Origin of the sequence: Dechloromonas sp. HYN0024 (genome assembly GCF_003441615.1) — a bacterium.
GTDB lineage: Bacteria > Pseudomonadota > Gammaproteobacteria > Burkholderiales > Rhodocyclaceae > Azonexus.
This window is the reverse complement of the sequence record NZ_CP031842.1, coordinates 2667657-2691259: the sequence shown is the minus strand read 5'-3', so window position 1 is coordinate 2691259 and position 23603 is coordinate 2667657. Positions and strand designations below refer to the sequence as shown.

Below are 23603 nucleotides of genomic sequence, written 5' to 3'. Positions count from 1 at the left end.
ACAAACCCGGCAAGTCGCCGGGTTTGTCTTTTTGGGCTAAAGCGTGTGGCTGACGTATGAATATTACAAATTTTCTTGCAATCGCCCGCAAATAGGCACTCTTGGGCCAACACTTATTTAAAAAGGTGTGCTACTTTTATTGTGCTGCCGTTCCGACGGCCAGTTTTCTTAAACATTGATAGGTAACTAGGAGGCACTTAGATGAATAAATCCGAGCTGGTCGAAGTTGCTGCAAAAGAAGCTGGTATAACCAAGGCTGCTGCTGACAAGGCGCTGTCTGCAATTATCGGAGCGGTGGTTAAGACCGTTACCAAAGGGGAGTCAGTTACACTTGTTGGCTTCGGTACTTTCAAGTCCGCCAAGCGCGCAGCGCGCACCGGCAAGAATCCCAAAACCGGCGCTACGCTGAAAATTCCCGCTACCACGGTTCCGAAATTTACTGCTGGTACGGCTTTCAAGGCTTCGGTCGCTGCTAAAAAGACCGCCGCCAAGAAGAAGTAATCCGGTGTTATCGAATGCGGGGTTCGTCTTTGACGGGCTCCGCTTTTTTTAAGTTGCAATGAACAATCCCAATCCAGAAAACCCGCCCGAAGTTCCCGTCGCTGCAGCGCCACCGCCGCCCGATACGCGTCGCCGCCTGCGTGATCTTCTCTCGATTCCCGAGCGAGATCGCACCGACGAACAGTGGGACGAAATCATCGAGCTGGAAATTCAGCTCGCACCGGGTAACCGTATCTCCAGCAACGAGCCGCTGGGGGGCAATCCCGGACGTAGCAACATGCAGCACGGCAAGCCGGGTGGCAATCCCGGTGGTGGCCCGGGCCAGCAGCAGAAGAAGCATCGCCCGCGCACCAACAACAATCGTCGGCCCCGCCCGAACAAGCCGCAAACCGGCGGTGGTGGCGGCACTGGCGGCACGCCCGCCTGATCTGCTTGTTTCATTCCCCTGAAGCGGCATAATCGCCGTCATGCAGCAGTTTGATCTGATCATCGTTGGTGGTGGGCTGGCCGGCGCCAGTCTCGCTCTCGCTCTGCGCGACACTCGCCTGCGTATCGCGCTCGTCGAAAGCCAGCCTCCGCGTCTGCCGGAGGGCTGGGATGCGCGCATTTACGCGATCAGTCCGGCCAATGTCTCGTTTCTTGAGGCGATCGGTGCCTGGCGCCATCTCGATGCGGCCAGAATGGCCCCCATCCGCACCATGCAAATTCATGGCGATGACGGCGGCCGACTCGATTTTTCCGCTTTTGAGACTGGCGTTCCCGAACTGGGCTGGATCCTTGAGTCATCGCAGATGGCCTGCGAGTTCTGGGAAAGCGCCAAGCGCCAGGGCAATCTCACGTTATTCTGCCCGGCCCGGCCTGACTCGCTCGAGTTTCGCCAGGATGCAGCCGTCCTCCACCTTTCCGATGGCACGGTGTTGTCGGCCCGTCTGCTGGTCGGTGCTGATGGTCGCGATTCGTGGGTGCGTCAGGCTGCCGGACTGGCTGCGGTCAATACGCCATATGGCGAAAAAGGCCTGGTTGCCAATTTCGCTACGGAAAGGCCGCATAACAATACCGCCTTCCAGTGGTTTCGCGACGATGGTGTGCTGGCCTATCTTCCTTTGCCCGGGAACCGCATCTCTATCGTGTGGTCAAGTCCAGATGACCATGCTGACCAACTTTGTGCCCTGTCGCCCGAGATGCTCTGTGAGCGGGTGGCAGATGCTGGCGGACGGGTGCTCGGTCAGCTCGAACAACTTACTTCCCCGGCAGCCTTCCCCTTGCGTCTGATGCGCGTCCCGAAGACCGTTGCGCCCCGTCTCGCTCTGGTCGGTGATGCGGCGCATGGTATTCATCCCTTGTCCGGTCATGGCATCAACCTCGGATTTCAGGATGCTATGGTGCTTGCCGCTCAGCTGGCGGCCACCCAGCCGTGGCAGGATATCGGGCAGGAACGATTCCTGCAGCGTTATCAGCGGGCGCGTCGCGAGGAAACCGTATTGATGCAGACGACCACTGACAGCCTGCGTCGTATGTTCAAGGCTTCGCCTGCCGGTTTGCGCCCCTTGCGCAACTTTGGCCTGGATATGGCCAACGGGCTGCCTCTAATCAAAAATGCCCTGGTGCGCTATGCGCTCGGCGCCCTCTAGGAGATTCACATGTTGAACAAATTGTTGCCGACGGTTTTGGTTATGACGTTTTGCCTGAACGTAGCGGCCGATGAGGCAGAAGTCCGCAAAATGATGGAGAGCAAACTTGGCGCCAAGGTGGAAAGCGTCACCAAGTCTGGCTTCATGGGCTTATACGAAGTCTTTGCTGATGGCAATATCGTATATACAGATGAAAAGGGTACGGCGATCATTGTCGGTCCTCTGATCGATGGCAAGACCATGAAAAATGTTACCGAAGAGCGCATGAAGAAGCTGTCCGCCATCAAATTCAGCGACTTGCCGCTCGATCGCGCCATCAAGCAGGTGCGCGGCGATGGCAAGCGCACCCTGGCCACCTTCGAGGATCCCAACTGCGGTTATTGCAAACGTCTGGCCAAGGAGTTGCTGAAGCTCGATAACGTTACGGTCTACACCTTCCTGCTGCCCATCCTCTCAGAGGACTCTGTCCGCAAATCCAAGCAGATCTGGTGCTCGGCTGATCGCGCCAAGGCATGGAACGACTGGATGGTCGACGGCAAGGCGCCGGCTGGGCGTGAGGACTGCGACACGACAGCGGTGACCAAGAATCAGGAGTTTGGCCGCAAACTCAATATCACCGGTACGCCGACCATGTTCTTTGCCGATGGCGAGCGTGTTCCCGGGGCCATTCCGCTGGCCCGGATCGAGCAGAAGCTCAGTCAGGCAAAATAAGCAACGGCTTTGGTGCCGAGGTGTCGCTGGCTGGGGCTGTTGTGATTTGATGATCCGAATGGCATGATTGGCTGATGGATATAAGCCCCTCCGGATACAAGAACCGACGAACCTTTGGGGCGCGTCTTCGGTTGGTGCTGTTTTTTCTGTTCACCTGGCTGGGCGTTGCACTGATTCTGTTTTTGTTCGGTGCGCGAGGTTTGCAGGGTGATGATTTTACCGTGGGGTCAAATCCCGGCCTTGGTGTCGCAGCGGTTTCGGCGCTGTTGCTTTTCCTTGCCTTGTCGCTGCTCCTGATTCGCCTGTTGCGGGTGGAAAAAGAAGAGGGTGTGATAGCCGCCAGGTTGATGGAAAGTGAGGCGCGCTATCGCATGCTGGCGGAAAACAGCCATGACGTCATCTGGACGCTCGATATTGCATCACGCTGCTACACCTACGTCAGCCCTTCGATTACCGAACTGTGCGGTTATTTGCCGGAGGATCTGGTGGGTCGGCCATTCGATGCCTGTCTTACGCCGGATTCTGCGGCGCGGCTGGCGCGCGACATTGATCTAAGCCTGCGCCGTATCGCCGCTGGCGATAAGACCGCCAAGGTGGTGGTCAGCGAGCTGGAGAAGGTGTGCCGGGGCGGCGAGGTGATTCAGACCGAAGTGGTGTCGAGTTACCTGCACAATGCCGAAGGGGTGGCCCATACGATTCTCGGGATTACGCGCAACGTCAGCGAACGCAAGGCGGCAGAACTGGCCTTGCGCGAAACCAATCGTCAATTGCACGCCCGCATCGAGGAGATTGGCCGTCTGCAGACGGCGCTTCAGGATCTGGCTGTGCGCGACAGCCTGACCGGTCTCTATAACCGGCGCTATCTCGATGAAACACTGGAACGCGAGGTTTCCCGCGCCCGTCGCGAGGGAGCGCCGTTGTCGTTGGTGATGCTCGATATCGATTACTTCAAGCAGGTCAACGATACCCATGGTCACCAGGTGGGTGACGAGGCCTTGCGCATGCTGGCAGCAACCCTGCTGGCCAACGTCAGGGCCGAGGATGTTGCCTGTCGCTATGGTGGCGAGGAGTTCCTTATCCTGCTCCCCAACATGCCGCTCGATGCTGCCATCCAGCGCGCACAGGCGTGGCGGGAGGCGGTTGAACGGCTAGCCGTTCCGGCTGGTGGAGCACCTGTCTGTTTCACTGTTTCGCTTGGGGTGGCTGCCTTCCCCGAGCATGGCAAGACACCGGACGAACTGACCCGGTGCGCCGATCGGGCCCTTTATCGTTCCAAGAACGACGGCAGGAACAGGGTTTCCGTTTTTTCGGCTTGATTCGATCGCGGCGGGCCGATGGCCTGCTGGTTAGTTGAGCTTCCTTGCCTGCTGATTTTTATGCGGCGTCGGCTTGCGAGCAAATATCCCAAGCTTTCCCACTCCTGATAAGTCACTTTAAGTGTCGATGTTCTCGCATTGATTTTTAAGGGTAATTTTCCTCAAAAATCGTCGCAGAAAACATCTGTAAGTCCTTGTTGCATAAGAAAAAAATCCGATTTCCCGCTTGACTGAGTGCATTCGTTGTTCTAAAGTGGGTAAACGTGTAGAAAAGTGGGAAAACGAGGAGCGAGACGGGAAATGTTTGAAGGCGCAGCAGCACTTAATCTGGATGCGAAGGGACGGCTTGCCATACCGGCAAGGCACCGTGACGCCCTGCTCGCTGCCAGTGAAGGCTCGCTGGTGCTGACCGCGCATCCGCATCGCTGCCTCCTGCTCTATCCGTCGCCCGCCTGGCAGCCGATCCGCGAACAGATTCTCAAGGCATCCAGCCTTGATCCTCGTTCGGCTTCAATCAAACGCGTGCTGGTTGGTAATGCGCGCACCGAGGAGCCGGATTCGGCGGGTCGTATCCTGATTGCCCCGGAGTTGCGCGATTACGCCAAGTTCGAAAAGACCGTCTATCTGGTCGGTATGGGCTCGCACTTCGAAATTTGGAGTGAGGCTGGCTGGAGGCAGCAGAACGATCTGGCTGCCGAGGCGCTGTCCGGCGATTTGCCGCCGGGCTTCGGGGATATTGTCCTGTGACCCGCGGTGCCGCCCATGTGACGGTGCTGCTCGAGGAGGCGGTAAGTGCGCTGGCGATCAAGGCCGGCGGTACTTATATCGATGCCACCTTCGGGCGCGGTGGCCATAGCCGCCGGATTCTTTCTGCGCTGAATGAAAGTGGCCGCCTGGTGGCGGTTGATCGCGACCCGCAAGCGATTGCGGCGGGTGCGGCTATTTCTGATTCCCGGTTTTTGCTGGTCCATCGTGCTTTCGGCGAGCTGTGTGAGGCGGCTGCCGACGCGCGGGTTAGCGATGTGGATGGGATCTTGTTTGATGTAGGGGTGTCGTCGCCGCAAATCGACGATGGGGAGCGCGGCTTCAGCTTTCGCTACGACGCGCCGCTCGACATGCGTATGGATACGACGCAGGGCGAGACGGCAGCCGAGTGGCTGGCACGGGCCGAAATACGGGACATAACGGAGGTCATTAGAAATTATGGCGAAGAACGGTTTGCTTTCCAGATTGCAAAGAAGGTTGTGGCTGCTCGGGTCGAACAACCAATTGTCACAACAGGTCAGTTCGCGGCCCTCGTACGCGAGACCGTGCGCACCCGTGAGCCAGGGCAGGACCCGGCGACGCGCAGCTTTCAAGCTCTACGGATTCATATCAATCAAGAGCTCCGCCAGCTGGAGGTAGCCCTGCCGCAGGCACTTGGCTTGCTCAAGCCAGGTGGTCGGCTGGTGGTGATCTGCTTTCACTCGCTGGAGGATCGCATCGTCAAGAATTTCATGCGCGCCCAGTCGACGGCCGATGATCTGCCCAAGGGCTTGCCCTTGCGCGCTGATCAGTTGCCGAAGCCGAAGCTGCGCCTGCTTGGCAAGCCGATGAAACCCTCCGTGGCGGAAATTGGCGCCAATCCGCGGGCGCGTAGTGCTGTGATGCGGGTCGCAGAGAAACTGTAATGTTGCGCTTCAATGTCATCCTTCTCCTTGTTGTCGTCTTTTGCGCGCTCGGCGTTGTTACCTCCCAGCACCGTGCCCGCAAGCTCTTCCAGGGACTTGAGGCGGAGCAGGAGCGGGCTCGCCAGCTCGATGTCGAATACGGGCAACTGCAGCTCGAAATGTCGACATGGGCGAACCATCCTCGTATCGAAAAAATTGCCCGTGAGCGCCTGCGCATGGTGACGCCGAATTCCGCCGTCGCGTCGAAGGGAGTGCGCTGATGGGCGTTCGTCGCCGTCCGCAGCGGGGCCATCGCTTTACGGAAAGCCCGGTGTTGCAACTGGCCTTGCAAGGCTGGCGTTCGCGCACGGTGGGGCTGCTCCTGATGGCAGCCTTTCTCGCATTGGTGGCGCGCGGCTTCTATCTGCAAGTTATCAACAATGATTTCCTGCAGCAAAAAGGCGATTCACGTTATCTGCGCGACATCGAGATCTCGGCTTCGCGCGGCAAAATTGTCGATCGCAACGGCGACATGCTGGCCGTGTCAACGCCGATGAAGACCATCTGGGCCATTCCTGGCGATGCACGGACGATGACGGGCGAACAGAAGCGCCAGTTGGCCGGGTTGCTCGACATGAATGTCCGTGAGCTGGATGGCAAGCTCGCTTCCGAAAAGACCTTTACCTTCGTCAAGCGTCAGGTTTCCCCGGAGACGGCTGATCGCATCGGGGCCCAGAAATTTCCCGGCGTGCATCAGGAAAAAGAGTATCGCCGCTTTTACCCGACTGGCGACATGACGGCCCATATCGTGGGCTTTACCGGAGTCGACGACAAGGGGCTGGAAGGTGTCGAACTGGCCTTCCAGAACAGCCTCCTTGGGCGTTCCGGAAGCCGCACCGTGATTCGTGACCGGCGCGGCAACATCGTCGAGGACATCGGCGCCACCAAGCCGCCCCAGGATGGCAAGGATGTTCGCCTGGCCCTCGACTCGAAAATTCAGTACCTCGCTTTCAGCCAGCTCAAGGCGGCGGTCGAGGCCAACAATGCCAAGGCTGGCGGTGCCATCGTGATCGATGCACGCACCGGTGAAATCCTGGCGCTGGCCAATTGGCCGACCTACAACCCGAATAACCGTGAGCACCTCTCCGGAGCGCAACTGCGTAATCGTGCCATCACCGATACTTTCGAGCCGGGGTCGGTGATGAAGCCGTTTACCGCCGCGCTGGCCCTTGAAAAAGGCAAGGTGCGCTTCGATACCATCATCAACTGCGCGCCCGGCCGGCTTACCATTGGCAGCGCCACCATTTCAGATGCACACCCGCATGGCGCGCTGACCGTTGCTCAGGTCATCCAGAAGTCGTCCAATGTTGGCACGACCAAAATTGCCCTCGGCTTCCCGCCCAAGGAAATGTGGGAAATGTTCGACAGCGTCGGTTTTGGGCAGGCTCCCAACCTGGGCTTCCCCGGCGAGGTCAATGGCCGCTTGCGCCCGTGGAAGAACTGGAAGCCGATCGAACAGGCGACGATGTCCTATGGCCACGGGATTGCCGTTAGCCTTGTCCAGCTGGCCCGGGCCTATACCGTGTTCGCCCATGATGGCGAGTTGATGCCGCTGTCGCTGACCAAGATCGACGACGCCCCACCGCATGGTGTCCGTGTTTTCTCGCCGCAGACCATGAAGGAGCTGCGCATCATGCTGGAAATGGCGGTCCAGCCCGAAGGAACCGCGCCCAAAGCGCGCGTCGCCGGTTATCGGGTCGGCGGCAAGACGGGGACAGCCTACAAGATCGAGGGTGGTGTGTATGCCCGCAAATACGTCGCTTCCTTTGTGGGTATCGCACCGATCAGCGATCCCCGCCTGGTTGTCGCGGTGATGATCGACGAGCCGACCGGTGGCGCCCACTATGGTGGCGATGTGGCCGGCCCGGCGTTTTCGCAGATCGTTGGCGGTGCCCTGCGTACCCTCGGCGTGCCCCCGGATGCGCCGATTCAGGTGGCCGAAGCAGAAGCTGGAAAGGGCAAGCTGTAATGTCGCCGCGTCAACTTCTCGACCAGCTTGAAGCGATGGGCGTCGTGCCAACCGGCGTTGCCGACGATAGTCGTCAGGTGCTGCCGGGCGATATCTTCCTGGCTTATCCCGGCGATCTGGCCGATGGCCGTCGTTACATCGCCGATGCCCTGACGCGCGGGGCGGTAGCAGTCCTTTGGCAACCGGGTGGCGACTTCAACTTCTCGTTCCAGGTCGCCAATCTGTCGGTGGAGTCGCTTCGCCCGCTGGCCGGCCCCTTGGCGCATGCTGTTTATGGCCACCCTAGCGAAGGCTTGTCACTGATTGCTGTCACCGGCACCAATGGCAAGACGACGATCAGCCAGTGTCTGGCCAAGGCCTATCCGAAACCGTGTGCCATCATTGGTACGCTCGGTGCAGGTTTTCCGGATGGGCTCACCGAAACCGGCTTTACAACCCCCGAAGCCACCACGCTGATGCGCTATCTGGCGCAATTCCGCACGGCGGGGGCTGCCGCCTGTGCCCTCGAAGCCAGTTCGATCGGTATCGAGGAGGGGCGGATGAACGGTGCCCGAGTCGATGTCGCGGTGTTTACCAACATGACGCGCGATCACCTCGACTATCACGGCACCATGGAAGCCTACGCCGAGGCCAAGAAAAAGCTCTTCCTGTGGCCGCGTCTGCGCACGGCCGTCATTAATCTGGATGACGAACTCGGTCGCATCCTGTCACGCGAAACGACGGCGCAGCGTATTCTCGGCTACGCCATTGGGGAGCAGCGGCGCGATTATCCCGCGCTGGTACGGGCCGAAAATCTGGTCGATACGCCGTTTGGTCAGCGCTTCACCCTGGTTGTGCCGAATGGCCGGGCGGTGGTCGATAGCGGACTGGTCGGTTGCTACAACATCTCCAATCTGCTGGCCGTGGCTGCTGTGTTGCACGATGCCGGCGTGCAGGCGGTCGAAGTGGCGCGTCGCCTCTCCGAGCTTATGCCGCCGCCGGGACGCATGGAGCGCGTCGGTGGCCAGGGCGAGCCCCTGATCGTCGTGGATTATGCCCATACCCCTGATGCCCTCGAGAATGCGCTGGGCGCGTTGCGTGGGGTGGCCAACTCGCGGGGCGGCCGCCTGTGTGTCGTCTTCGGTTGCGGCGGTGACCGCGATCCGGGCAAGCGTCCGCAAATGGGCGAAGTGGCCGAGCGGCTGGCTGACCGTGTGCTGGTGACCAGTGACAATCCGCGCAGCGAAGCCCCGCAGGCCATCATTGCCGCCATTGTTGCCGGTATGTCCCAGGCCGAAGTCGAGGTTGACCGGGCCGCCGCCATTCTCCGTGTCATCGGCGAAGCTGATGCGGCGGATGTCGTCCTGCTCGCCGGTAAGGGCCATGAGTCCTATCAGGAAGTCGCTGGTGTTCGTCATCACTTCTCCGATGTCGAGCAAGCCGGCGCAGCGTTGGCTATGCGCAATCCGGAAAACAAGGAGGTCGCGGCATGAAGTGGCTGCTGTCACAAGTCGCCCAGGCGACACAAGGCCGCCTGATCGGCCACGATGTCATGGTGACCGGTGTTTCTACCGATACCCGTACGGTCGCTGAGGGGCAGTTGTTCATTGCTTTGAGCGGCGAGCGTTTCGATGCCCATGACTTTCTTGCCCAGGCCGTAGCGGCCGGGGCTGTTGCCCTGCTGGTCGCCGACGAGAGCAAGTTGCCGGTCGGCGTGTCGGCCGTGCTGGTCGATGACACACGTCTCGCCCTTGGGCGCTTCGCGGCAGCCTGGCGTGCCCAGTTCTCCTTGCCGGTCATTGCCGTCACCGGTTCGAATGGCAAGACGACGACCAAGGAAATGATCGCCTCGATTCTCAAGGCCGCCTTTGGCGCTGCCGTGTTGTCGACGCGGGGCAATCTCAACAACGACATCGGTCTGCCGCTCACCCTGCTCGGACTGCGCGCCTCGCATCGGGCCGCCGTAATCGAGATGGGCATGAACCATCCGGGTGAAATTGCCTACCTGGCGGGGATCGGTGCCCCGACCGTGGCGCTGGTGACCAATGCTCAGCGCGCCCACCTTGAAGGCATGGGCGACCTCGATGAAGTGGCTCGGGAAAAAGGCAGCATCTATGGCGGCCTGCAAGCGAACGGCGTCGCCGTGATCAATGCTGATGACGGCTACGCGGCATTCTGGTGCAGTATGGCCGGGTCGCATCGGGTCAGCACTTTCGGCATCGACCAGGCGGCCGATGTGGCCGGTGTCGTCCATCAGCATGGACTGGAAATCGGCATCGCTTTGGTTGCCCCGCAAGGTGAGGCGGCAATCATCCTGCGCATTCCCGGTCGGCACAACGCTCGCAATGCCGTTGCCGCAGCTGCCGCCTGTCTGGCGGCCGGTGTGCCGATGGCCGCCGTGGCCGCCGGCCTGGATGCCTTTGCAGGCGTCAAGGGCCGCCTGCAACGGCGGGATGGCCACAAGGGGGCCGATATCCTCGATGACACCTACAACGCCAATCCGGATTCGGTCCGCGCTGGTATCGACGTGTTGGCCGCGACCATTGGCCGCAAGTTGCTGGTTCTCGGCGACATGGGCGAAATCGGTGAGGCCAGCGGCCAATATCACGACGAAATCGGCGGCTACGCCAAGAGTCAGGGTGTTGACCGCCTGTTCGCCCTCGGTGATGCCGCCCAGCAGGCCGTGCGCAATTTCGGCGAAGGCGCCAAACATTACTGCAACGTGGAAAAGCTAATTGCTGCGGTCGACAAGGAGCTGGGGCCGGAAACCACCGTCCTGGTCAAGGGCTCGCGCTTCATGAAAATGGAGCGCGTGGTCGATGCCTTGGCCGTACCCGCTACCCCCGAGGAGAAACACTGATGCTGCTGGCACTTGCCCAATGGCTCGCCCAGGACGTTCGCTTCTTTAACGTCTTCAACTACATCACGCTGCGTACCGTGCTGGCGACGATGACCGCGCTGCTCATTTCCTTCGCTGCCGGCCCGGCTGTCATCCGCTGGCTGGCCGCCAAGAAAATCGGCCAGGCAGTGCGCACCGATGGTCCGCAGACCCACCTTGTCAAATCCGGTACGCCGACCATGGGCGGCGTGCTGATCCTGATCGCCATCGGTATCACGACCCTGCTCTGGGGCGACCTGACCAACAAGTACGTGTGGACCGTGCTCGTTGTCACCCTCGGCTTCGGCATCGTCGGCTGGTACGACGACTGGAAGAAGGTGGTCTATCGTGACCCGAAGGGCCTGTCGGCCGGCTGGAAGTATTTCTGGCAGTCGGTGCTCGGCCTAGGTGCTGCGCTGTTCCTTGCCTATTCGGCCAAGTCCGGGGCGCAGACCGAGCTGATCGTGCCTTTCTTCAAGACGGTGGCCTACCCGCTCGGAATCATCGGTTTCATCACGCTGACCTACTTCGTCATCGTCGGTACCAGCAATGCGGTGAACCTGACTGACGGTCTGGATGGTCTGGCGATCATGCCGACCGTCATGATCGCCGGGGCCTTTGCCATCTTCGCCTACGTCACCGGTCATGCCGTACTCGCCAAGTATCTGTTCATTCCTTACGTGCCGGGTGCCGGCGAGTTGTGCATCCTGCTCGGTGCGATAGCCGGGGCCGGCCTTGGCTTCCTGTGGTTCAACGCTTATCCGGCAGAAGTCTTCATGGGCGACGTCGGTGCCCTGTCGCTGGGCGCGGCACTTGGCACCGTGGCAGTGATCCTGCGGCAGGAAATCGTACTGCTCATCATGGGTGGCGTCTTCGTTGTCGAAACCCTGTCGGTAATGCTGCAGGTCAGCTACTTCAAATACACCAAGAAAAAATTTGGCGAGGGCCGTCGCATCCTGCGCATGGCACCGCTGCACCATCACTTTGAACAAACCGGCTGGAAGGAGACGCAGGTCGTCGTCCGCTTCTGGATCATCACCATCATGCTCGTGCTTATCGGGCTTTCTTCGCTGAAGCTGCGTTAGAACATGGAACTTCGGGGCAAACGCGTTCTGGTAGTCGGACTCGGTGAGTCCGGACTGGCGATGGCCAAGTGGCTGCATCGCCAGGGCGCGCTGGTCCGCGTTGCCGATTCGCGCGAAACCCCGCCCAATGTTGCCGCCCTGGCGCAGGTTGCGCCCGGTGCTGAACTGGTTGCCGGACCCTTCGTCGATGAACCCTTTGCCAGCGCCGAACTGGTCGCCCTGTCGCCCGGCGTGGCCAAGGCAACGCCGGCGATCGCCGCCTATGCCGACAAGCTGGTTTCGGAAATTGAACTGTTCGCAGCCGGCGTGCGGGAACAGGTGCCGGCCTCGAAGATCATCGCCATTACCGGCAGCAACGGCAAGACCACGACGACGGCCCTGACTGCCCATCTGCTCAACGGTGCCGGTGTGTCGGCGGTTGCTTGCGGCAACATCTCGCCGTCCGCCCTCGATGCCCTGATGGATGCGCAGGATGCCGATCAATTGCCGCAGGTCTGGGTGGTCGAGCTGTCCAGCTTCCAGCTCGAGACGACACATCACCTGAATGCCGCCGCAGCCACCGTCCTCAATATCTCGGAAGACCATCTCGATCGCTACGAGGGCAGTTTGGCCAACTACGCTGCCGCCAAGTCGCGGGTTTTCAAGGGCAAGGGGGCAATGATCCTTAATCGCGACGACGACTGGTCGATGGCTAATGGCCGTTGTGGTCGTCAGATGATCACCTTCGGCCTCAATGCCGCACCGCGTGGCGTCGATTACGGTCTGGCCAACGGTTGTGTCTGCCGCGGCAAGGAGCCCATTGTCGGGCTGGACCAGATCAAGCTGTCGGGCCTGCACAATGCCGCCAACGTGATGGCCGCCCTTGCCCTGTGCGAAGCTATTGGCGTCGAGGCATCCCGTTTGGTGGTGCCGCTCAAGTCTTTTTCCGGCCTGCCGCATCGCGTCGAAACCGTGGCCGACATTGATGGCGTGCTCTACGTCGATGACTCCAAGGGTACCAATGTCGGTGCGACGCTGGCGGCGATCGAAGGCATGGGTCGTCCGGTCGCCATCGTGCTTGGTGGCGACGGCAAGGGGCAGGATTTTTCACCACTCAAGCCGGCACTCGAAAAGCACGGCCGGGCCGTGGCGCTGATCGGCCGTGATGCCGCCGCCATCGGCATGGCCCTCGAAGGCAGTAGTGTGCCGACGCGCATCCTTGGCGACATGGAAGCAGCTGTCCGCTGGCTTGCCGCTCAAGCACAAGCGGGTGATTGTGTCCTGCTCTCTCCGGCCTGCGCCAGTCTCGACATGTACCGCAACTACGCGCACCGGGCCGAGGCTTTCATCGACGCGGTGCAGGGGCTGTCATCATGATGCTCGGCGTCCTCGATTCGCCGCGCCGGCAAGTGGCCGAGATCGACTACGCCCTCCTGTGGAGCGTGCTGATCCTGCTGTTTTCAGGGCTGGTCATGGTCTATTCGGCGTCCATCGCCATCGCTGAAGGTGGCCGCTTCACCGGGCATCAGCCGGCCTACTACCTGGTCCGCCACGGCATCTTCCTGTGCATCGGGCTGGTTGCTGCAGCGGTGACTTTCCAGGTGCCGCTGTCGCTATGGCAGAAAAATGCACCTTACCTGTTCATGATCGGTGTCGCCCTGCTCGCCCTGGTGCTGATTCCCGGTATCGGGCGTGATGTGAATGGGGCGCGTCGCTGGCTGTCGCTCGGCTTTGCCAACCTCCAGCCGTCAGAACTGATGAAGCTGTTCGCCGTGCTCTACGCTGCCGACTACACGGTGCGCAAGATCAACGTCATGCATGACCTCAAACAGGCCTTCCTGCCGATGTTCGGCGCCATGGCGGTGGTCGGCATGCTGCTCCTCAAGGAGCCGGACTTCGGGGCCTTCGTCGTCATCATTTCGATCGCCATGGGCATTCTTTTCCTCGGTGGTCTAAAGGCGCGGCTGTTTGCCCTGCTTATCGTCGGCCTGCTCATTGCCTTCGCCGTCATGATCATTGTCTCGCCCTACCGGCGCGACCGCGTTTTCGGCTTCATGGACCCGTGGGCTGATGCTTACGGGCGGGGCTACCAGTTGTCGCATTCGCTGATTGCCTTCGGTCGTGGCGAATTGTTTGGCGTCGGCCTTGGCGCTAGCGTCGAAAAGCTGTTTTACCTGCCGGAAGCCCACACCGACTTCCTGCTCGCCGTGATCGCCGAGGAACTCGGCTTCTTCGGCGTCGTCGCCATCATTGCCCTGTTCGCCCTGCTCGTGCAGCGCGCCTTTGCCATCGGCCGCCAGTGTGTCCAGCTTGATCGTCTTTACCCGGCGCTGGTCGCCATGGGCATGGGCATCTGGTTCGGTGTCCAGTCCTTCATCAACATGGGCGTCAACATGGGCCTCCTGCCGACCAAGGGTCTGACCCTGCCGCTGATGAGTTTTGGCGGTTCAGGAGTCCTCGCCAACTGCGTGGCTTTGGCCATTCTCCTCAGGGTCGACTGGGAGAACAGGCAGTTGATGAGAGGTGGAAAATTATGAGCAAGACCATCCTTGTCATGGCTGGCGGCACTGGCGGCCACATCTTCCCGGCCCTCGCCGTCGCGCATGCCCTGCACGACGCCGGCTGGCGCGTCGTCTGGCTGGGAAATCCGGAGGGTATGGAAGCCCGCCTCGTACCGCAGCACGGTTTTGAGATGGTCAATCTGAAGTTTGCTGCCCTGCGCGGCAAGGGCCTTCTGCGCAAGTTGCTGTTGCCGTTCAATCTTCTGCGCGGTTTCTGGCAGGCCCTCAAGGCCATTCGTCAGGTCAAGCCTAACGTGGTTCTCGGCATGGGTGGCTACATTACCTTCCCGGGCGGCATGATGGCTGCGCTGAAGGGTGTGCCGTTAATCCTGCACGAGCAGAATTCGGTGGCGGGGCTGGCCAACAAGGTGCTGGCCGGTGTCGCCGATCACATCGTCACCGGTTTTCCGGATGTCCTGCGCAAGGGTGTTTGGGCCGGCAATCCGGTGCGTCCCGAGATTGCCCGCATGGCTCCTCCGGCCGAACGTTTTGCCGCGCGGACCGGGCCTCTGCATGTGCTCATCATCGGCGGCAGCCTTGGCGCCCAGGCGCTCAACGAGATGGTGCCCAAGGGCTTTTCCCTGCTCGGCGCCAGCGACCAGCCGGAAATCGTCCATCAGGCCGGCGAGAAGCACATCGAGGCGCTCAAGGCCAATTACGCAGCGGTTGGCGTTCAGGCCCACTGCGTTTCCTTCATTGACGACATGGCCGGTGCCTACGAATGGGCTGATCTGGTCATCTGCCGGGCGGGTGCCCTGACTGTGGCCGAACTGGCGGCAGCTGGCGTGGCGAGCATTCTGGTTCCCTTCCCGCACGCGGTTGATGATCACCAGACCGGCAATGCACGCTTCCTGGTCAATGTCGGCGGTGCCTTCCTGCTGCCGCAAAGCGAACTGACGCCTGAATCGATTGCCCTGATCCGCAATTACTCCCGTGGTCAGTTGCAGGAAATGGCCGAAAAGGCCCGCAGTCTGGCCAAGCCCGATGCCACCGAAGAAGTGGCGAACATCTGTGCAGAGAGCGCGACATGAAACACAAGGTCAAACACATCCATTTCGTCGGTGTCGGCGGTTCGGGCATGAGCGGCATTGCTGAAGTGCTGGCCCACCTTGACTATGCGGTCACCGGCTCGGACCTGGCGGCGAGCGCCACTACCCGTCGTCTCGAAGGCGAGGGCGTCAAGGTGATGATCGGCCACGCCGCCGAAAACATTGCCGGCGCTGATGCCGTCGTGACATCAACGGCAGTCAAGGCCGATAACCCGGAAGTCATTGCCGCCCGCGAACGAAAGATTCCCGTCGTGCCGCGCGCCCAGATGTTGGCCGAACTGATGCGCCTCAAGCACGGTATCGCCATCGCCGGCACGCACGGCAAGACGACGACAACCAGTCTGGTGGCCAGCATTCTGGCCGAAGGTGGCGTCGACCCGACCTTCGTCATCGGCGGTCGCCTCAATGCGGCCGGTGCCAATGCCCGGCTCGGCAGTGGCGACTTTCTCGTCGCCGAGGCCGACGAGTCGGATGCCTCCTTCCTCTTCCTGTCGCCGGTCATCTCGGTGGTCACCAATATCGACGCTGACCACATGGAAACCTACGGCCACGATTTCGAGCGCCTGAAAAGCGCCTTCGTCGAGTTTCTCAATCGCCTGCCCTTCTATGGCGTGGCCGTGCTCTGCGGTGACGATGCCAATGTCCGCGCCATCATGCCGCGGGTGCCGAAGCAGATCATTACCTACGGCCTGTCCTCAGACTGCAATTTCTACGCCGAAAACATCGTCGCCGCCGACGGCCAGATGCGCTTCGATTGCGTGCGGGTCAATGGGACGACCTCGCGTCTGGCCATCACCCTCAATACCCCGGGTCTTCACAATGTGCTCAACGCGCTGGCCGCTATCGCCGTGGCGACCGAAGTGCAGGTCGCCGACGCTGCCATCGTCAAGGCGCTGGCCGAGTTCAAGGGCGTCGGCCGCCGCTTCCAGCGTTATGGCGAAGTAGCCCTGCGCAATGAGGATGGCACGTCGGGTGGCAGCTTCACGCTGGTCGACGACTACGGCCACCATCCGGTCGAAATGGCCGCAACGCTGGCTGCGGCCCGTGGCGCCTTCCCCGGTCGCCGCCTGGTGCTGGCTTTCCAGCCGCACCGCTATACCCGGACACGCGACTGTTTTGAGGATTTCGTCAAAGTCCTGTCGACCGTCGATGCCCTGTTGCTGGCCGAAATCTACGCTGCCGGTGAAGCCCCCATCGTCGCTGCCGATGGCCGCTCGCTGGCCCGCGCCCTGCGCGTCGGCGGCAAGGTCGAGCCGGTCTTTGTTGAAGATATCGCGGCCATGCCGCAAACGATCATGGATGTCGCCCGCGATGGCGACGTGGTGTTGTGCATGGGCGCCGGCTCGATCGGTGCCGTGCCGGGCAAGGTGGTGGAGTTCAAATGAGCGGGTTCGGTAAAGTTGCAGTCCTTTTCGGTGGCACCTCCGCCGAGCGCGAGGTGTCCCTCAACAGCGGTTCGCGAGTGCTGGCCGCGCTGCAGGGGCAGGGTATTGATGCCCACGCCTTCGACCCGGCAACGCAGGCGCTCGATGCGCTCAAAGGCTATGACCGCGCCTTCATCGCGCTGCATGGCCGGCATGGCGAAGACGGCACCATTCAAGGCGCACTCGAAGTCATGCGCATTCCCTATACCGGTTCCGGCGTACTTGCGTCGGCACTGGCCATGGACAAGTTCCGCACCAAGCTGATGTGGCAGGCGGCCGGTCTGGCTATTCCCGAGTATGCCCTGCTCACCGCTGATTCGAACTTTGCCGACATCGAGGAAGAACTTGGCCTGCCGCTCTTCGTCAAGCCGGCTCGCGAAGGCTCGTCGATTGGCGTCAGCAAGGTCAAGGAACGTGGCAGCCTCAAGGCGGCCTATGTCGAGGCGGCGCGTCACGACCCGCTGGTGATCGCTGAAAAAGGGGTCATGGGTGGCGAATACACGGTCGGCATCATCGGTGATCAGGCGCTGCCGATCATCAAGATCGAACCGGCCACCGAATGGTACGACTACGAAGCCAAATACAACCGGGACGACACCCAGTATCGCTGTCCCTGCGGGCTGCCGGAGGCCAAGGAAATGGAAATCCGCAAGGGTGCCCTGGAGGCCTTCCGTATTCTGGGCGGGCGCGGCTGGGGCCGGGTTGACTTCCTGATGGACGAAGACGGCAAGCATTACTTCCTCGAAGTGAATACGGCACCGGGCATGACCGACCACTCGCTGGTGCCAATGGCCGCCCGCGTCAGTGGTATGGATTACCCGACGCTGGTCCGCCGGGTCCTTGAACTCGCCACTAACGACTGAGCCGATGAATGTGGAACAAACCGCACCTGCTGAACGCCATCGCCGACCTGCTCATGCTGGTCGCTGCGGCTGCGTTGCTGGCCGCAGCGGCGGTCTGGCTGGTGCGCGTGCCTTCGCTGCCGGTCAAGCAAGTGGTTTTTGCCGAGGCGCTGCCGCACACCAAGCGCGGCGAGGTCGAGCAGGTTTTGCCGGGGTCGCTGAAAGGCAATTTCTTCAGCCTGAATCTGGAAATGGTTCGTGGCGCACTGGAAAAGTTGCCCTGGGTACGCAAGGTGGAAGTGCGGCGCATCTGGCCGGCCAAACTGGAGATCAGGATCGAGGAGCACAAGCCCGTGGCGCGGTGGGGCGAGGGGCGCGGCGAACTGGTGAACAGCTACGGCGAGGTCTTTGCCGCCGGCCTGCCGGAACCCGAGGCGGCCGATTTGCCGCAGTTGTTCGGCCCCTTGGGGACGGCCCAGGATGTGCTGCGGCATTACAGCGAATTTGTCGGGTCCTTTGCCAAGGTAGGAGAGCGGCCGGTACAGCTGACCCTGTCACCGCGACTGGCCTGGCAGCTCAAGTTGCAGAACGGCATGGTGGTGGACATCGGGCGGGAACAGACCAAGGCACCGGTCGGTGTGCGCCTGCAGCGGTTTTTGGAAATTTATCCGGAAACGGTCGCGAAGCGGGCGGTCCGGCCGGTGGTCGTGGATTTGCGGTATCCGAATGGTTTCGCCATGCGAATGGCGGGCGAAGGGAAGGGAAAGTAAGCATATGAGCAGGGATAACAAGGATCTGGTCGTCGGTCTCGATATCGGTACGTCGAAGATCGTCGCGCTGGTCGCCGAGATCAACCAGGAAGGCAAGCTCAACGTTATCGGCATGGGGTCGCAGGACTCTCGCGGCCTCAAGAAGGGCGTCGTGGTCAATATCGAAGATACCGTGCATACCATCAGCCGGGTGGTGCAGGAAGTCGAGTTGATGGCCGACTGCAAGGTCAGGGATGTCTATACCGGGATTGCCGGCAGCCACATCAAGAGCTTCAACTCGAACGGCATGGTGGCGATCAAGGACAAGGAAGTGACCCCAACCGACGTCGAGCGCGTCATCGAAACGGCCAAGGCGATGCCCATCCCGGCCGATCAGGAAATTCTCCACATTCTCACCCAGGAATTTGTCATCGACGGCCAGGACGGCATCCGCGAGCCGATCGGCATGAGCGGCATGCGCCTCGAAGTGAAGACCCATATCGTGACCGGCGCTGTCTCGGCCGCCCAGAACATCGTCAAGTGCGTCCGTCGCTGCGGCCTTGAGGTCAATGACCTCGTCCTGCAGCCGCTGGCCTCCAGCTATGCCGTGCTCTCCGAAGATGAAAAGGATCTCGGTGTCTGCCTCATCGACATCGGTGGTGGTACTACCGACATCGCCGTGTGGACGCAAGGGGCCATCCGACACACCTCGGTGATCCCCATCGCCGGCGACCAGATCACCAACGATATCGCCATGGCGCTGCGTACGCCGACGCGCGAGGCCGAAGATATCAAGTGCAAGTACGGTTGTGCCCTGTCGCAACTGGCCGATGCGGCCGAAAACATGGAAGTGGCCGGTGTTGATGATCGCCCGAGCCGCAAGCTGAGCCGCCGCGCTCTGGCTGATGTCATCCAGCCGCGCGTCGAGGAGCTCTACGAACTGATCCAGAATGAACTGCGCCGCGCCGGCTTCGAGGAAGTGCTGTCGTCCGGCATCGTGCTGACCGGCGGCGCCAGCGTCATGCCGGGCATGGTTGAACTGGGTGAGGAAATCTTTCATATGCCGGTTCGCCTCGGCAACCCGAAATACAGCGGCAGCCTTGCTGATGTCGTGCAAAGCCCGCGCTTTTCGACGGCTTTCGGCCTGCTGCTCGAAGCGCAGGCCCAGCGCAAGCGCGGCCAGAAGATCCAGGAAAAGCAGGGCTTCAAGGACGTCTTTGACGGCATGAAGTCGTGGTTTGCCAAGAATTTTTGATTTGTTGTTGAACAGTTTTTTCAGAGGAGGTAATCATGTTTGAGATCATCGAGAAAGACGAAGACGTCGGTACGATCATCAAGGTGTTCGGAGTGGGCGGTGCCGGTGGCAATGCCATTGAACACATGATTCGCGAAGGCGTCAGCGGCGTCGAATTCATCGCCGCCAATACCGACGCCCAGGCGCTCAGCCGCAATGCCGCGTCGGCCAAGTTGTCGCTGGGCAAGACCGGCCTTGGTGCCGGGGCCAAGCCGGAAGCCGGTCAGGCCGCTGCCGAAGCCCATCGGGAAGAAATTCGCGCCTCGCTGGAAGGTGCGCACATGGCTTTCATCACCGCTGGCATGGGTGGTGGCACGGGCACCGGTGCCGCTCCGGTGGTCGCCGAGATCGCTCGCGAAATGGGCATCCTAACCGTCGGCGTGGTGACCAAGCCGTTCAGCTTTGAAGGCAACAAGCGGATGAAGTCGGCCGAAGCCGGTATCGCCGAATTCTCCAAGCATGTCGATTCGCTGATTGTCATCCTCAATGACAAGCTGATGGAAGTCATGGGCGACGACGCCGATGTCGACGATTGCTTCCGCGCTGCGGACGACGTGCTCAAGAACGCCGTCGGTGGGATTGCCGAAATCATTACCTACCCGGGCCTCGTTAACGTCGACTTCGAAGACGTGCGCACGGTAATGGGCGAAATGGGCCGCGCCATGATGGGCTCCTCGGCTGCCGCCGGCGTCGATCGCGCCCGCATCGCTGCCGAGCAGGCCGTTGCTTCGCCGCTCCTCGAAGGCATCAACCTGTCCGGCGCGCGCGGTGTGCTGGTCAATATCACGGCAGCCAAGGGCGGCCTGAAGATGAAGGAAGTCAATGAAGTGATGAATACCGTCAAGGCCTTCGCAGCCGAAGACGCACACATCATCTTTGGTGCCGTCTATGACGAGCTGATGGGCGACGCCCTGCGCGTCACCGTTGTCGCCACCGGCCTCGGTCAGGCCGCGGCTATTGCCCGCAGCAAGCCGGAAGTATTCACCCAGCCGGTTCTCGTCCAGGCTCAAGCTACGGGCACCAATGACGCGGTTGCCTTCGGTTCCTCGCCGGATTACTCGCACCTTGATGTCCCTGCCGTTCTGCGCGGGCGCGGTCAGCGTTCGGGTAGCAACGTGACCGTCGAGGCGCTGGCCAACAGCGGTGTCGATCGTTACGACATTCCGGCTTTCCTGCGCAAACAGGCGGATTGATGTAACAAAAGCTCTCTCTGAAAAAGGGTGGTGACGGCTTGTGTTACAATCCGTCACCTTCCCCAATCATTCAAGCACTTAGCATGCTCAAGCAACGCACGTTGAAGACTGTCATTCGCGCCTCCGGCGTCGGCCTGCACGGCGGTGTCAAGGTTAACATGACCCTGCGCCCGGCAGCTCCGGATACCGGTATCGTCTTCCGTCGCGTCGATCTGCCCGAGCCGCTCGATATTCCCGCCCAGGCCTTCATGGTCGGCGATACGCGGATGTGCTCCTGTCTTGAAAAGGACGGGGTCAAGGTCGGAACCATCGAACACCTGATGTCGGCCCTCGCCGGTCTCGGCATCGACAATGCATGGATTGACCTGGATGCGCCGGAAGTGCCCATCCTCGACGGTTCGGCTGCACCGTTCGTTTTCCTCATTCAGTCGGCGGGGATCGAGGAACAGAACGCTGCCAAGAAATTCATTCGCGTCACCAAGACCATCGAAGTGCACGATGGCGACAAGTGGGCGCGTTTTGAGCCTTACGACGGCTATCGTCTGGCTTTCTCCATCGTTTTCAACCATCCGGCCATCGACAAGTCGGCCCAGAAGGCCGAAATCGACTTCGCCGAGCAGTCGTATATCCGCGAAGTTTCGCGGGCGCGCACCTTTGGCTTCATGCAGGAAGTCGAATATCTGCGTGAAAACGGGCTGGCCCTTGGGGGTGGCCTGGAAAACGCCATCGTTCTCGACGAGTTCCGTGTCCTCAATCAGGATGGGCTGCGCTACGGCGACGAGTTCGTCAAACACAAGATTCTCGACGCCATCGGCGATCTCTATCTGCTCGGTCACCCTTTGCTGGCGGCTTATTCGTCCCATAAAGGCGGCCATGCCATGAACAATCAGCTGGCTCGCGCCCTGCTGGCCCAGCAGGACTGCTGGGAAATTGCCACCTTCGAGCAGGCCGAGCATGCGCCGAGCGGTGTAACCCGCTGGCTGGTGCAAGCCGCCTGATTCCTTGACTCAGCCCCCCGTGCCTTTGTCGATGTCGCCCCGCAGTGCTGAAGCGCTGTCCCTGGCAGGTCTTCGTGGCTTGGGTTCCCGGTCCACGGAATAGCCATGTGGCTGTTGCGCCTGCTGGCAGCCATTCTGGGTGTAGGTATCGGGGCTGGGCTTCTCGTCTACACCCTGACTGGCAATCGCTATTACCTTGCGCTGAGCGGGCGGCTTTTCAAGTTTGGTATCGTCATCGCCCTGATCGTTTTTGCCCTGATGTTCATTGAGCGTCTGGCGATTATTCCGTTGTAGCGGCGCGCTTCACGAGATTCTCCAGCGCCTTCCTGAGCGGCCCTTCCGGCAGGTTTTCGGTGGTCGAGCGCAGCATGCCAATCGCCTTGCCAGAGATGGGTTTCTGAGTTGAAGTCGTTGATTGGCAAGGGATTTGGCGGGGTTGTACTTTTACCTCGATGCCGCTACACTCCACCCCTCCTTTAGATAATTCGTTGCCCAGACGCTGGCTTAACTGGCGAATCTTGGCGGCGACCGCGCCGTTATCGGCGTGGATAATGATGATTCCCAACTTGTAATTGGCAACGTGTGCCGAGTGTCGCAGTCCTGCCGGGGCGACGGCCTCGAAACGCCGCGAGAGCTTGAGCAGCAGTCGTGCGTGGGCCATTACCCGGCCAGCGGCGGCGTCCTTGTCGAGGTAGTGTTCAGGCCCGTTGTACATTGGAGTGTCCGTGCAGATTATTCTGGTTTCGCGCCATCTCAAGGCGGCTCGTACGATCACCATTATGCCTCGGCATCTGGTGGCGGCGGTGTTCGTCCTTCTGGCGCTGGTCTTTTCGACCTCGGCACTGTTCTCCTGGCTTTCCGTTCACCTGCGTCTGCCGCTCGTCGAAGAGTTGATGCTTTCCTTGCAGCAGCAGGAGGACAAGAAGGCGCGTGATCACCTCGACAACAATCTCCAGTTGATGGCGACGCGACTCGGTGAGTTGCAGGGCAAGGTCTTGCAACTTGATACGCTGGGTGAGCGCATTTCCGGCCTGGTCGGCGTCAAGCATCCGCCGGTCGAGGCCGGTCCAAGGCCGGGGCAGGGTGGGCCGTACATTGCTGCGCCCATGTCGGCGGCCGAATTGCAGCGCGAGATCGACCGGTTGGCCGGGATGGTTGAGCAGCGCAGCGACGACCTCGCTTTTCTCGAGTTCAAGTTGCTCGAAAAGCGGGTCAAGGATCGCTTGTTGCCGACCATTCTGCCGGTCAAGGATGCGGCTCTGGGGTCGCTCTTCGGTTATCGCAGTGATCCCATCGCCGGTTTGCGCGCCATGCACGAAGGGCTGGATTTTTCTGCCGAGCCGGGGACGCCGGTCGTAGTTGCCGCGGATGGTGTCGTCCTCTCGGCCACCTATCATCCGGAGTACGGCAACCTGATTGAGGTTGATCATGGCGAAGGGCTGACTTCGCGCTATGCCCATCTGTCACGCATAGATGTGCAGCCGGGCGCGCTGGTCAAGCGGGGTACCCCGATCGGGGCGGTCGGCAATACCGGGCGGTCCACCGGGTCGCATCTCCATTTTGAGGTGCGCATGCTCGGGGTGGCCCAGAATCCTGCTCACTTCCTCAGGCAGGGCGACGAGTTTGCCCTGGTCAAGCGTCGTTAGGCAGCGAATCCCTTGATTTAGGTCGTCATCATCGGGTCATGGGGGCGTGTTAGAATCGCCCCTTTGCTGCAAGCGCAACCACCATTCGA

At 60.9% G+C, this 23603-nt stretch carries 24 protein-coding genes; 23 read left to right on the top strand and 1 reads right to left on the bottom strand.

Annotation, left to right across the window (positions count from 1 at the left end; genetic code table 11):
* Positions 1–201: 201 nt before the first annotated feature.
* The 22 genes from HYN24_RS12925 to HYN24_RS12820 all read left to right on the top strand — a co-directional run bounded on the left by HYN24_RS12925 (position 202) and on the right by HYN24_RS12820 (position 22162).
* A complete protein-coding gene (locus tag HYN24_RS12925; RefSeq protein ID WP_117609634.1) occupies positions 202–501 on the top strand; it encodes an HU family DNA-binding protein in 300 nt (99 codons plus the stop codon).
* Positions 502–559: 58 nt separating this feature from the next.
* The gene (locus HYN24_RS12920) at positions 560–928 is read left to right on the top strand and encodes a hypothetical protein (RefSeq protein ID WP_117609633.1); all 369 of its coding nucleotides are present in this window, start codon (positions 560–562) and stop codon (positions 926–928) included.
* Between the two features lie 40 nt (positions 929–968).
* Positions 969–2132, top strand: a complete 1164-nt coding sequence (locus tag HYN24_RS12915) for a UbiH/UbiF family hydroxylase (protein WP_117609632.1) — start codon at positions 969–971, stop codon at positions 2130–2132.
* A 9-nt stretch (positions 2133–2141) separates the two neighbouring features.
* Positions 2142–2843, top strand: coding sequence for a DsbC family protein (locus HYN24_RS12910; RefSeq protein ID WP_117609631.1), 702 nt, complete (start codon positions 2142–2144; stop codon positions 2841–2843).
* A gap of 74 nt (positions 2844–2917) precedes the next feature.
* On the top strand, positions 2918–4159 hold the full coding sequence (locus tag HYN24_RS12905) for a sensor domain-containing diguanylate cyclase (protein ID WP_117609630.1): 1242 nt from the start codon (positions 2918–2920) through the stop codon (positions 4157–4159).
* Positions 4160–4459: 300 nt separating this feature from the next.
* The gene (gene mraZ, locus HYN24_RS12900; protein ID WP_117609629.1) at positions 4460–4906 is read left to right on the top strand and encodes a division/cell wall cluster transcriptional repressor MraZ; all 447 of its coding nucleotides are present in this window, start codon (positions 4460–4462) and stop codon (positions 4904–4906) included.
* Positions 4903–5829 (top strand): 16S rRNA (cytosine(1402)-N(4))-methyltransferase RsmH, encoded by a 927-nt coding sequence (gene rsmH / locus HYN24_RS12895; protein WP_117609628.1) that lies wholly within the window; start codon positions 4903–4905, stop codon positions 5827–5829. The genes mraZ and rsmH overlap by 4 nt, the downstream gene beginning before the upstream one ends.
* Positions 5829–6089: a cell division protein FtsL gene (gene ftsL, locus HYN24_RS12890; RefSeq protein WP_117609627.1), complete on the top strand. Its 261-nt coding sequence runs from the start codon at positions 5829–5831 to the stop codon at positions 6087–6089. Before rsmH ends, ftsL begins: the two co-directional genes overlap by 1 nt.
* Positions 6089–7837, top strand: a complete 1749-nt coding sequence (locus tag HYN24_RS12885; RefSeq protein ID WP_117609626.1) for a penicillin-binding protein 2 — start codon at positions 6089–6091, stop codon at positions 7835–7837. Before ftsL ends, HYN24_RS12885 begins: the two co-directional genes overlap by 1 nt.
* Positions 7837–9309, top strand: a complete 1473-nt coding sequence (locus HYN24_RS12880; protein ID WP_117609625.1) for a UDP-N-acetylmuramoyl-L-alanyl-D-glutamate--2,6-diaminopimelate ligase — start codon at positions 7837–7839, stop codon at positions 9307–9309. Before HYN24_RS12885 ends, HYN24_RS12880 begins: the two co-directional genes overlap by 1 nt.
* Complete coding sequence (gene murF / locus HYN24_RS12875) at positions 9306–10676, top strand: UDP-N-acetylmuramoyl-tripeptide--D-alanyl-D-alanine ligase (RefSeq protein ID WP_117609624.1); 1371 nt, start codon at positions 9306–9308, stop codon at positions 10674–10676. The genes HYN24_RS12880 and murF overlap by 4 nt, the downstream gene beginning before the upstream one ends.
* Complete coding sequence (gene mraY / locus HYN24_RS12870; RefSeq protein ID WP_117609623.1) at positions 10676–11779, top strand: phospho-N-acetylmuramoyl-pentapeptide-transferase; 1104 nt, start codon at positions 10676–10678, stop codon at positions 11777–11779. Before murF ends, mraY begins: the two co-directional genes overlap by 1 nt.
* A gap of 3 nt (positions 11780–11782) precedes the next feature.
* Positions 11783–13135 carry a UDP-N-acetylmuramoyl-L-alanine--D-glutamate ligase gene (gene murD, locus HYN24_RS12865; protein WP_117609622.1) on the top strand — a complete coding sequence of 451 codons (1353 nt, stop codon included), beginning with the start codon at positions 11783–11785 and terminating at the stop codon, positions 13133–13135.
* On the top strand, positions 13132–14295 hold the full coding sequence (gene ftsW, locus HYN24_RS12860; protein WP_117609621.1) for a putative lipid II flippase FtsW: 1164 nt from the start codon (positions 13132–13134) through the stop codon (positions 14293–14295). The genes murD and ftsW overlap by 4 nt, the downstream gene beginning before the upstream one ends.
* On the top strand, positions 14292–15350 hold the full coding sequence (gene murG / locus HYN24_RS12855; protein WP_117609620.1) for an undecaprenyldiphospho-muramoylpentapeptide beta-N-acetylglucosaminyltransferase: 1059 nt from the start codon (positions 14292–14294) through the stop codon (positions 15348–15350). Before ftsW ends, murG begins: the two co-directional genes overlap by 4 nt.
* Positions 15347–16753 (top strand): UDP-N-acetylmuramate--L-alanine ligase, encoded by a 1407-nt coding sequence (murC, locus tag HYN24_RS12850; protein ID WP_117609619.1) that lies wholly within the window; start codon positions 15347–15349, stop codon positions 16751–16753. Before murG ends, murC begins: the two co-directional genes overlap by 4 nt.
* Positions 16750–17655 carry a D-alanine--D-alanine ligase gene (locus HYN24_RS12845; protein WP_117609618.1) on the top strand — a complete coding sequence of 302 codons (906 nt, stop codon included), beginning with the start codon at positions 16750–16752 and terminating at the stop codon, positions 17653–17655. The genes murC and HYN24_RS12845 overlap by 4 nt, the downstream gene beginning before the upstream one ends.
* Before the next feature lie 8 nt (positions 17656–17663).
* On the top strand, positions 17664–18404 hold the full coding sequence (locus HYN24_RS12840) for a cell division protein FtsQ/DivIB (RefSeq protein ID WP_117609617.1): 741 nt from the start codon (positions 17664–17666) through the stop codon (positions 18402–18404).
* A 4-nt stretch (positions 18405–18408) separates the two neighbouring features.
* Entirely contained in the window at positions 18409–19638 is a 1230-nt protein-coding gene (gene ftsA / locus HYN24_RS12835) for a cell division protein FtsA (RefSeq protein ID WP_117609616.1), read from the top strand.
* 35 nt (positions 19639–19673) lie between these two features.
* On the top strand, positions 19674–20870 hold the full coding sequence (gene ftsZ / locus HYN24_RS12830; protein WP_117609615.1) for a cell division protein FtsZ: 1197 nt from the start codon (positions 19674–19676) through the stop codon (positions 20868–20870).
* An 83-nt stretch (positions 20871–20953) separates the two neighbouring features.
* Positions 20954–21868, top strand: a complete 915-nt coding sequence (gene lpxC, locus HYN24_RS12825) for a UDP-3-O-acyl-N-acetylglucosamine deacetylase (RefSeq protein WP_117609614.1) — start codon at positions 20954–20956, stop codon at positions 21866–21868.
* A 105-nt stretch (positions 21869–21973) separates the two neighbouring features.
* Positions 21974–22162: a hypothetical protein gene (locus HYN24_RS12820; protein WP_117609613.1), complete on the top strand. Its 189-nt coding sequence runs from the start codon at positions 21974–21976 to the stop codon at positions 22160–22162.
* Here the strand turns inward: HYN24_RS12820 and HYN24_RS12815 are convergent.
* A complete protein-coding gene (locus HYN24_RS12815; protein ID WP_162888733.1) occupies positions 22149–22583 on the bottom strand; it encodes a DciA family protein in 435 nt (144 codons plus the stop codon). The two genes, HYN24_RS12820 and HYN24_RS12815, sit on opposite strands and share 14 nt — an antisense overlap.
* A gap of 10 nt (positions 22584–22593) precedes the next feature.
* Between HYN24_RS12815 and HYN24_RS12810 the strand changes: the two genes are divergently transcribed.
* Entirely contained in the window at positions 22594–23514 is a 921-nt protein-coding gene (locus tag HYN24_RS12810; RefSeq protein WP_240327674.1) for a M23 family metallopeptidase, read from the top strand.
* The last annotated feature ends 89 nt before the right edge of the window (positions 23515–23603 follow it).

What these genes read in the sequence shown, in the direction of transcription:
- HYN24_RS12910 (WP_117609631.1), top strand. Translation starts at nt 2,142, where the DNA reads ATGTTGAACAAATTGTTGCCGACGGTTTTGGTTATGACGTTTTGCCTG.
- HYN24_RS12920 (WP_117609633.1), top strand. Translation starts at nt 560, where the DNA reads ATGAACAATCCCAATCCAGAAAACCCGCCCGAAGTTCCCGTCGCTGCA.
- HYN24_RS12845 (WP_117609618.1), top strand. Translation starts at nt 16,750, where the DNA reads ATGAGCGGGTTCGGTAAAGTTGCAGTCCTTTTCGGTGGCACCTCCGCC.
- murF (WP_117609624.1), top strand. Translation starts at nt 9,306, where the DNA reads ATGAAGTGGCTGCTGTCACAAGTCGCCCAGGCGACACAAGGCCGCCTG.
- murD (WP_117609622.1), top strand. Translation starts at nt 11,783, where the DNA reads ATGGAACTTCGGGGCAAACGCGTTCTGGTAGTCGGACTCGGTGAGTCC.
- ftsA (WP_117609616.1), top strand. Translation starts at nt 18,409, where the DNA reads ATGAGCAGGGATAACAAGGATCTGGTCGTCGGTCTCGATATCGGTACG.
- HYN24_RS12820 (WP_117609613.1), top strand. Translation starts at nt 21,974, where the DNA reads ATGTGGCTGTTGCGCCTGCTGGCAGCCATTCTGGGTGTAGGTATCGGG.
- HYN24_RS12840 (WP_117609617.1), top strand. Translation starts at nt 17,664, where the DNA reads ATGTGGAACAAACCGCACCTGCTGAACGCCATCGCCGACCTGCTCATG.
- HYN24_RS12925 (WP_117609634.1), top strand. Translation starts at nt 202, where the DNA reads ATGAATAAATCCGAGCTGGTCGAAGTTGCTGCAAAAGAAGCTGGTATA.
- murG (WP_117609620.1), top strand. Translation starts at nt 14,292, where the DNA reads ATGAGCAAGACCATCCTTGTCATGGCTGGCGGCACTGGCGGCCACATC.
- HYN24_RS12915 (WP_117609632.1), top strand. Translation starts at nt 969, where the DNA reads ATGCAGCAGTTTGATCTGATCATCGTTGGTGGTGGGCTGGCCGGCGCC.
- ftsL (WP_117609627.1), top strand. Translation starts at nt 5,829, where the DNA reads ATGTTGCGCTTCAATGTCATCCTTCTCCTTGTTGTCGTCTTTTGCGCG.
- ftsW (WP_117609621.1), top strand. Translation starts at nt 13,132, where the DNA reads ATGATGCTCGGCGTCCTCGATTCGCCGCGCCGGCAAGTGGCCGAGATC.
- murC (WP_117609619.1), top strand. Translation starts at nt 15,347, where the DNA reads ATGAAACACAAGGTCAAACACATCCATTTCGTCGGTGTCGGCGGTTCG.
- lpxC (WP_117609614.1), top strand. Translation starts at nt 20,954, where the DNA reads ATGCTCAAGCAACGCACGTTGAAGACTGTCATTCGCGCCTCCGGCGTC.
- HYN24_RS12905 (WP_117609630.1), top strand. Translation starts at nt 2,918, where the DNA reads ATGGATATAAGCCCCTCCGGATACAAGAACCGACGAACCTTTGGGGCG.
- mraY (WP_117609623.1), top strand. Translation starts at nt 10,676, where the DNA reads ATGCTGCTGGCACTTGCCCAATGGCTCGCCCAGGACGTTCGCTTCTTT.
- HYN24_RS12880 (WP_117609625.1), top strand. Translation starts at nt 7,837, where the DNA reads ATGTCGCCGCGTCAACTTCTCGACCAGCTTGAAGCGATGGGCGTCGTG.
- ftsZ (WP_117609615.1), top strand. Translation starts at nt 19,674, where the DNA reads ATGTTTGAGATCATCGAGAAAGACGAAGACGTCGGTACGATCATCAAG.
- mraZ (WP_117609629.1), top strand. Translation starts at nt 4,460, where the DNA reads ATGTTTGAAGGCGCAGCAGCACTTAATCTGGATGCGAAGGGACGGCTT.
- HYN24_RS12885 (WP_117609626.1), top strand. Translation starts at nt 6,089, where the DNA reads ATGGGCGTTCGTCGCCGTCCGCAGCGGGGCCATCGCTTTACGGAAAGC.
- HYN24_RS12815 (WP_162888733.1), bottom strand. Translation starts at nt 22,583, where the DNA reads ATGTACAACGGGCCTGAACACTACCTCGACAAGGACGCCGCCGCTGGC.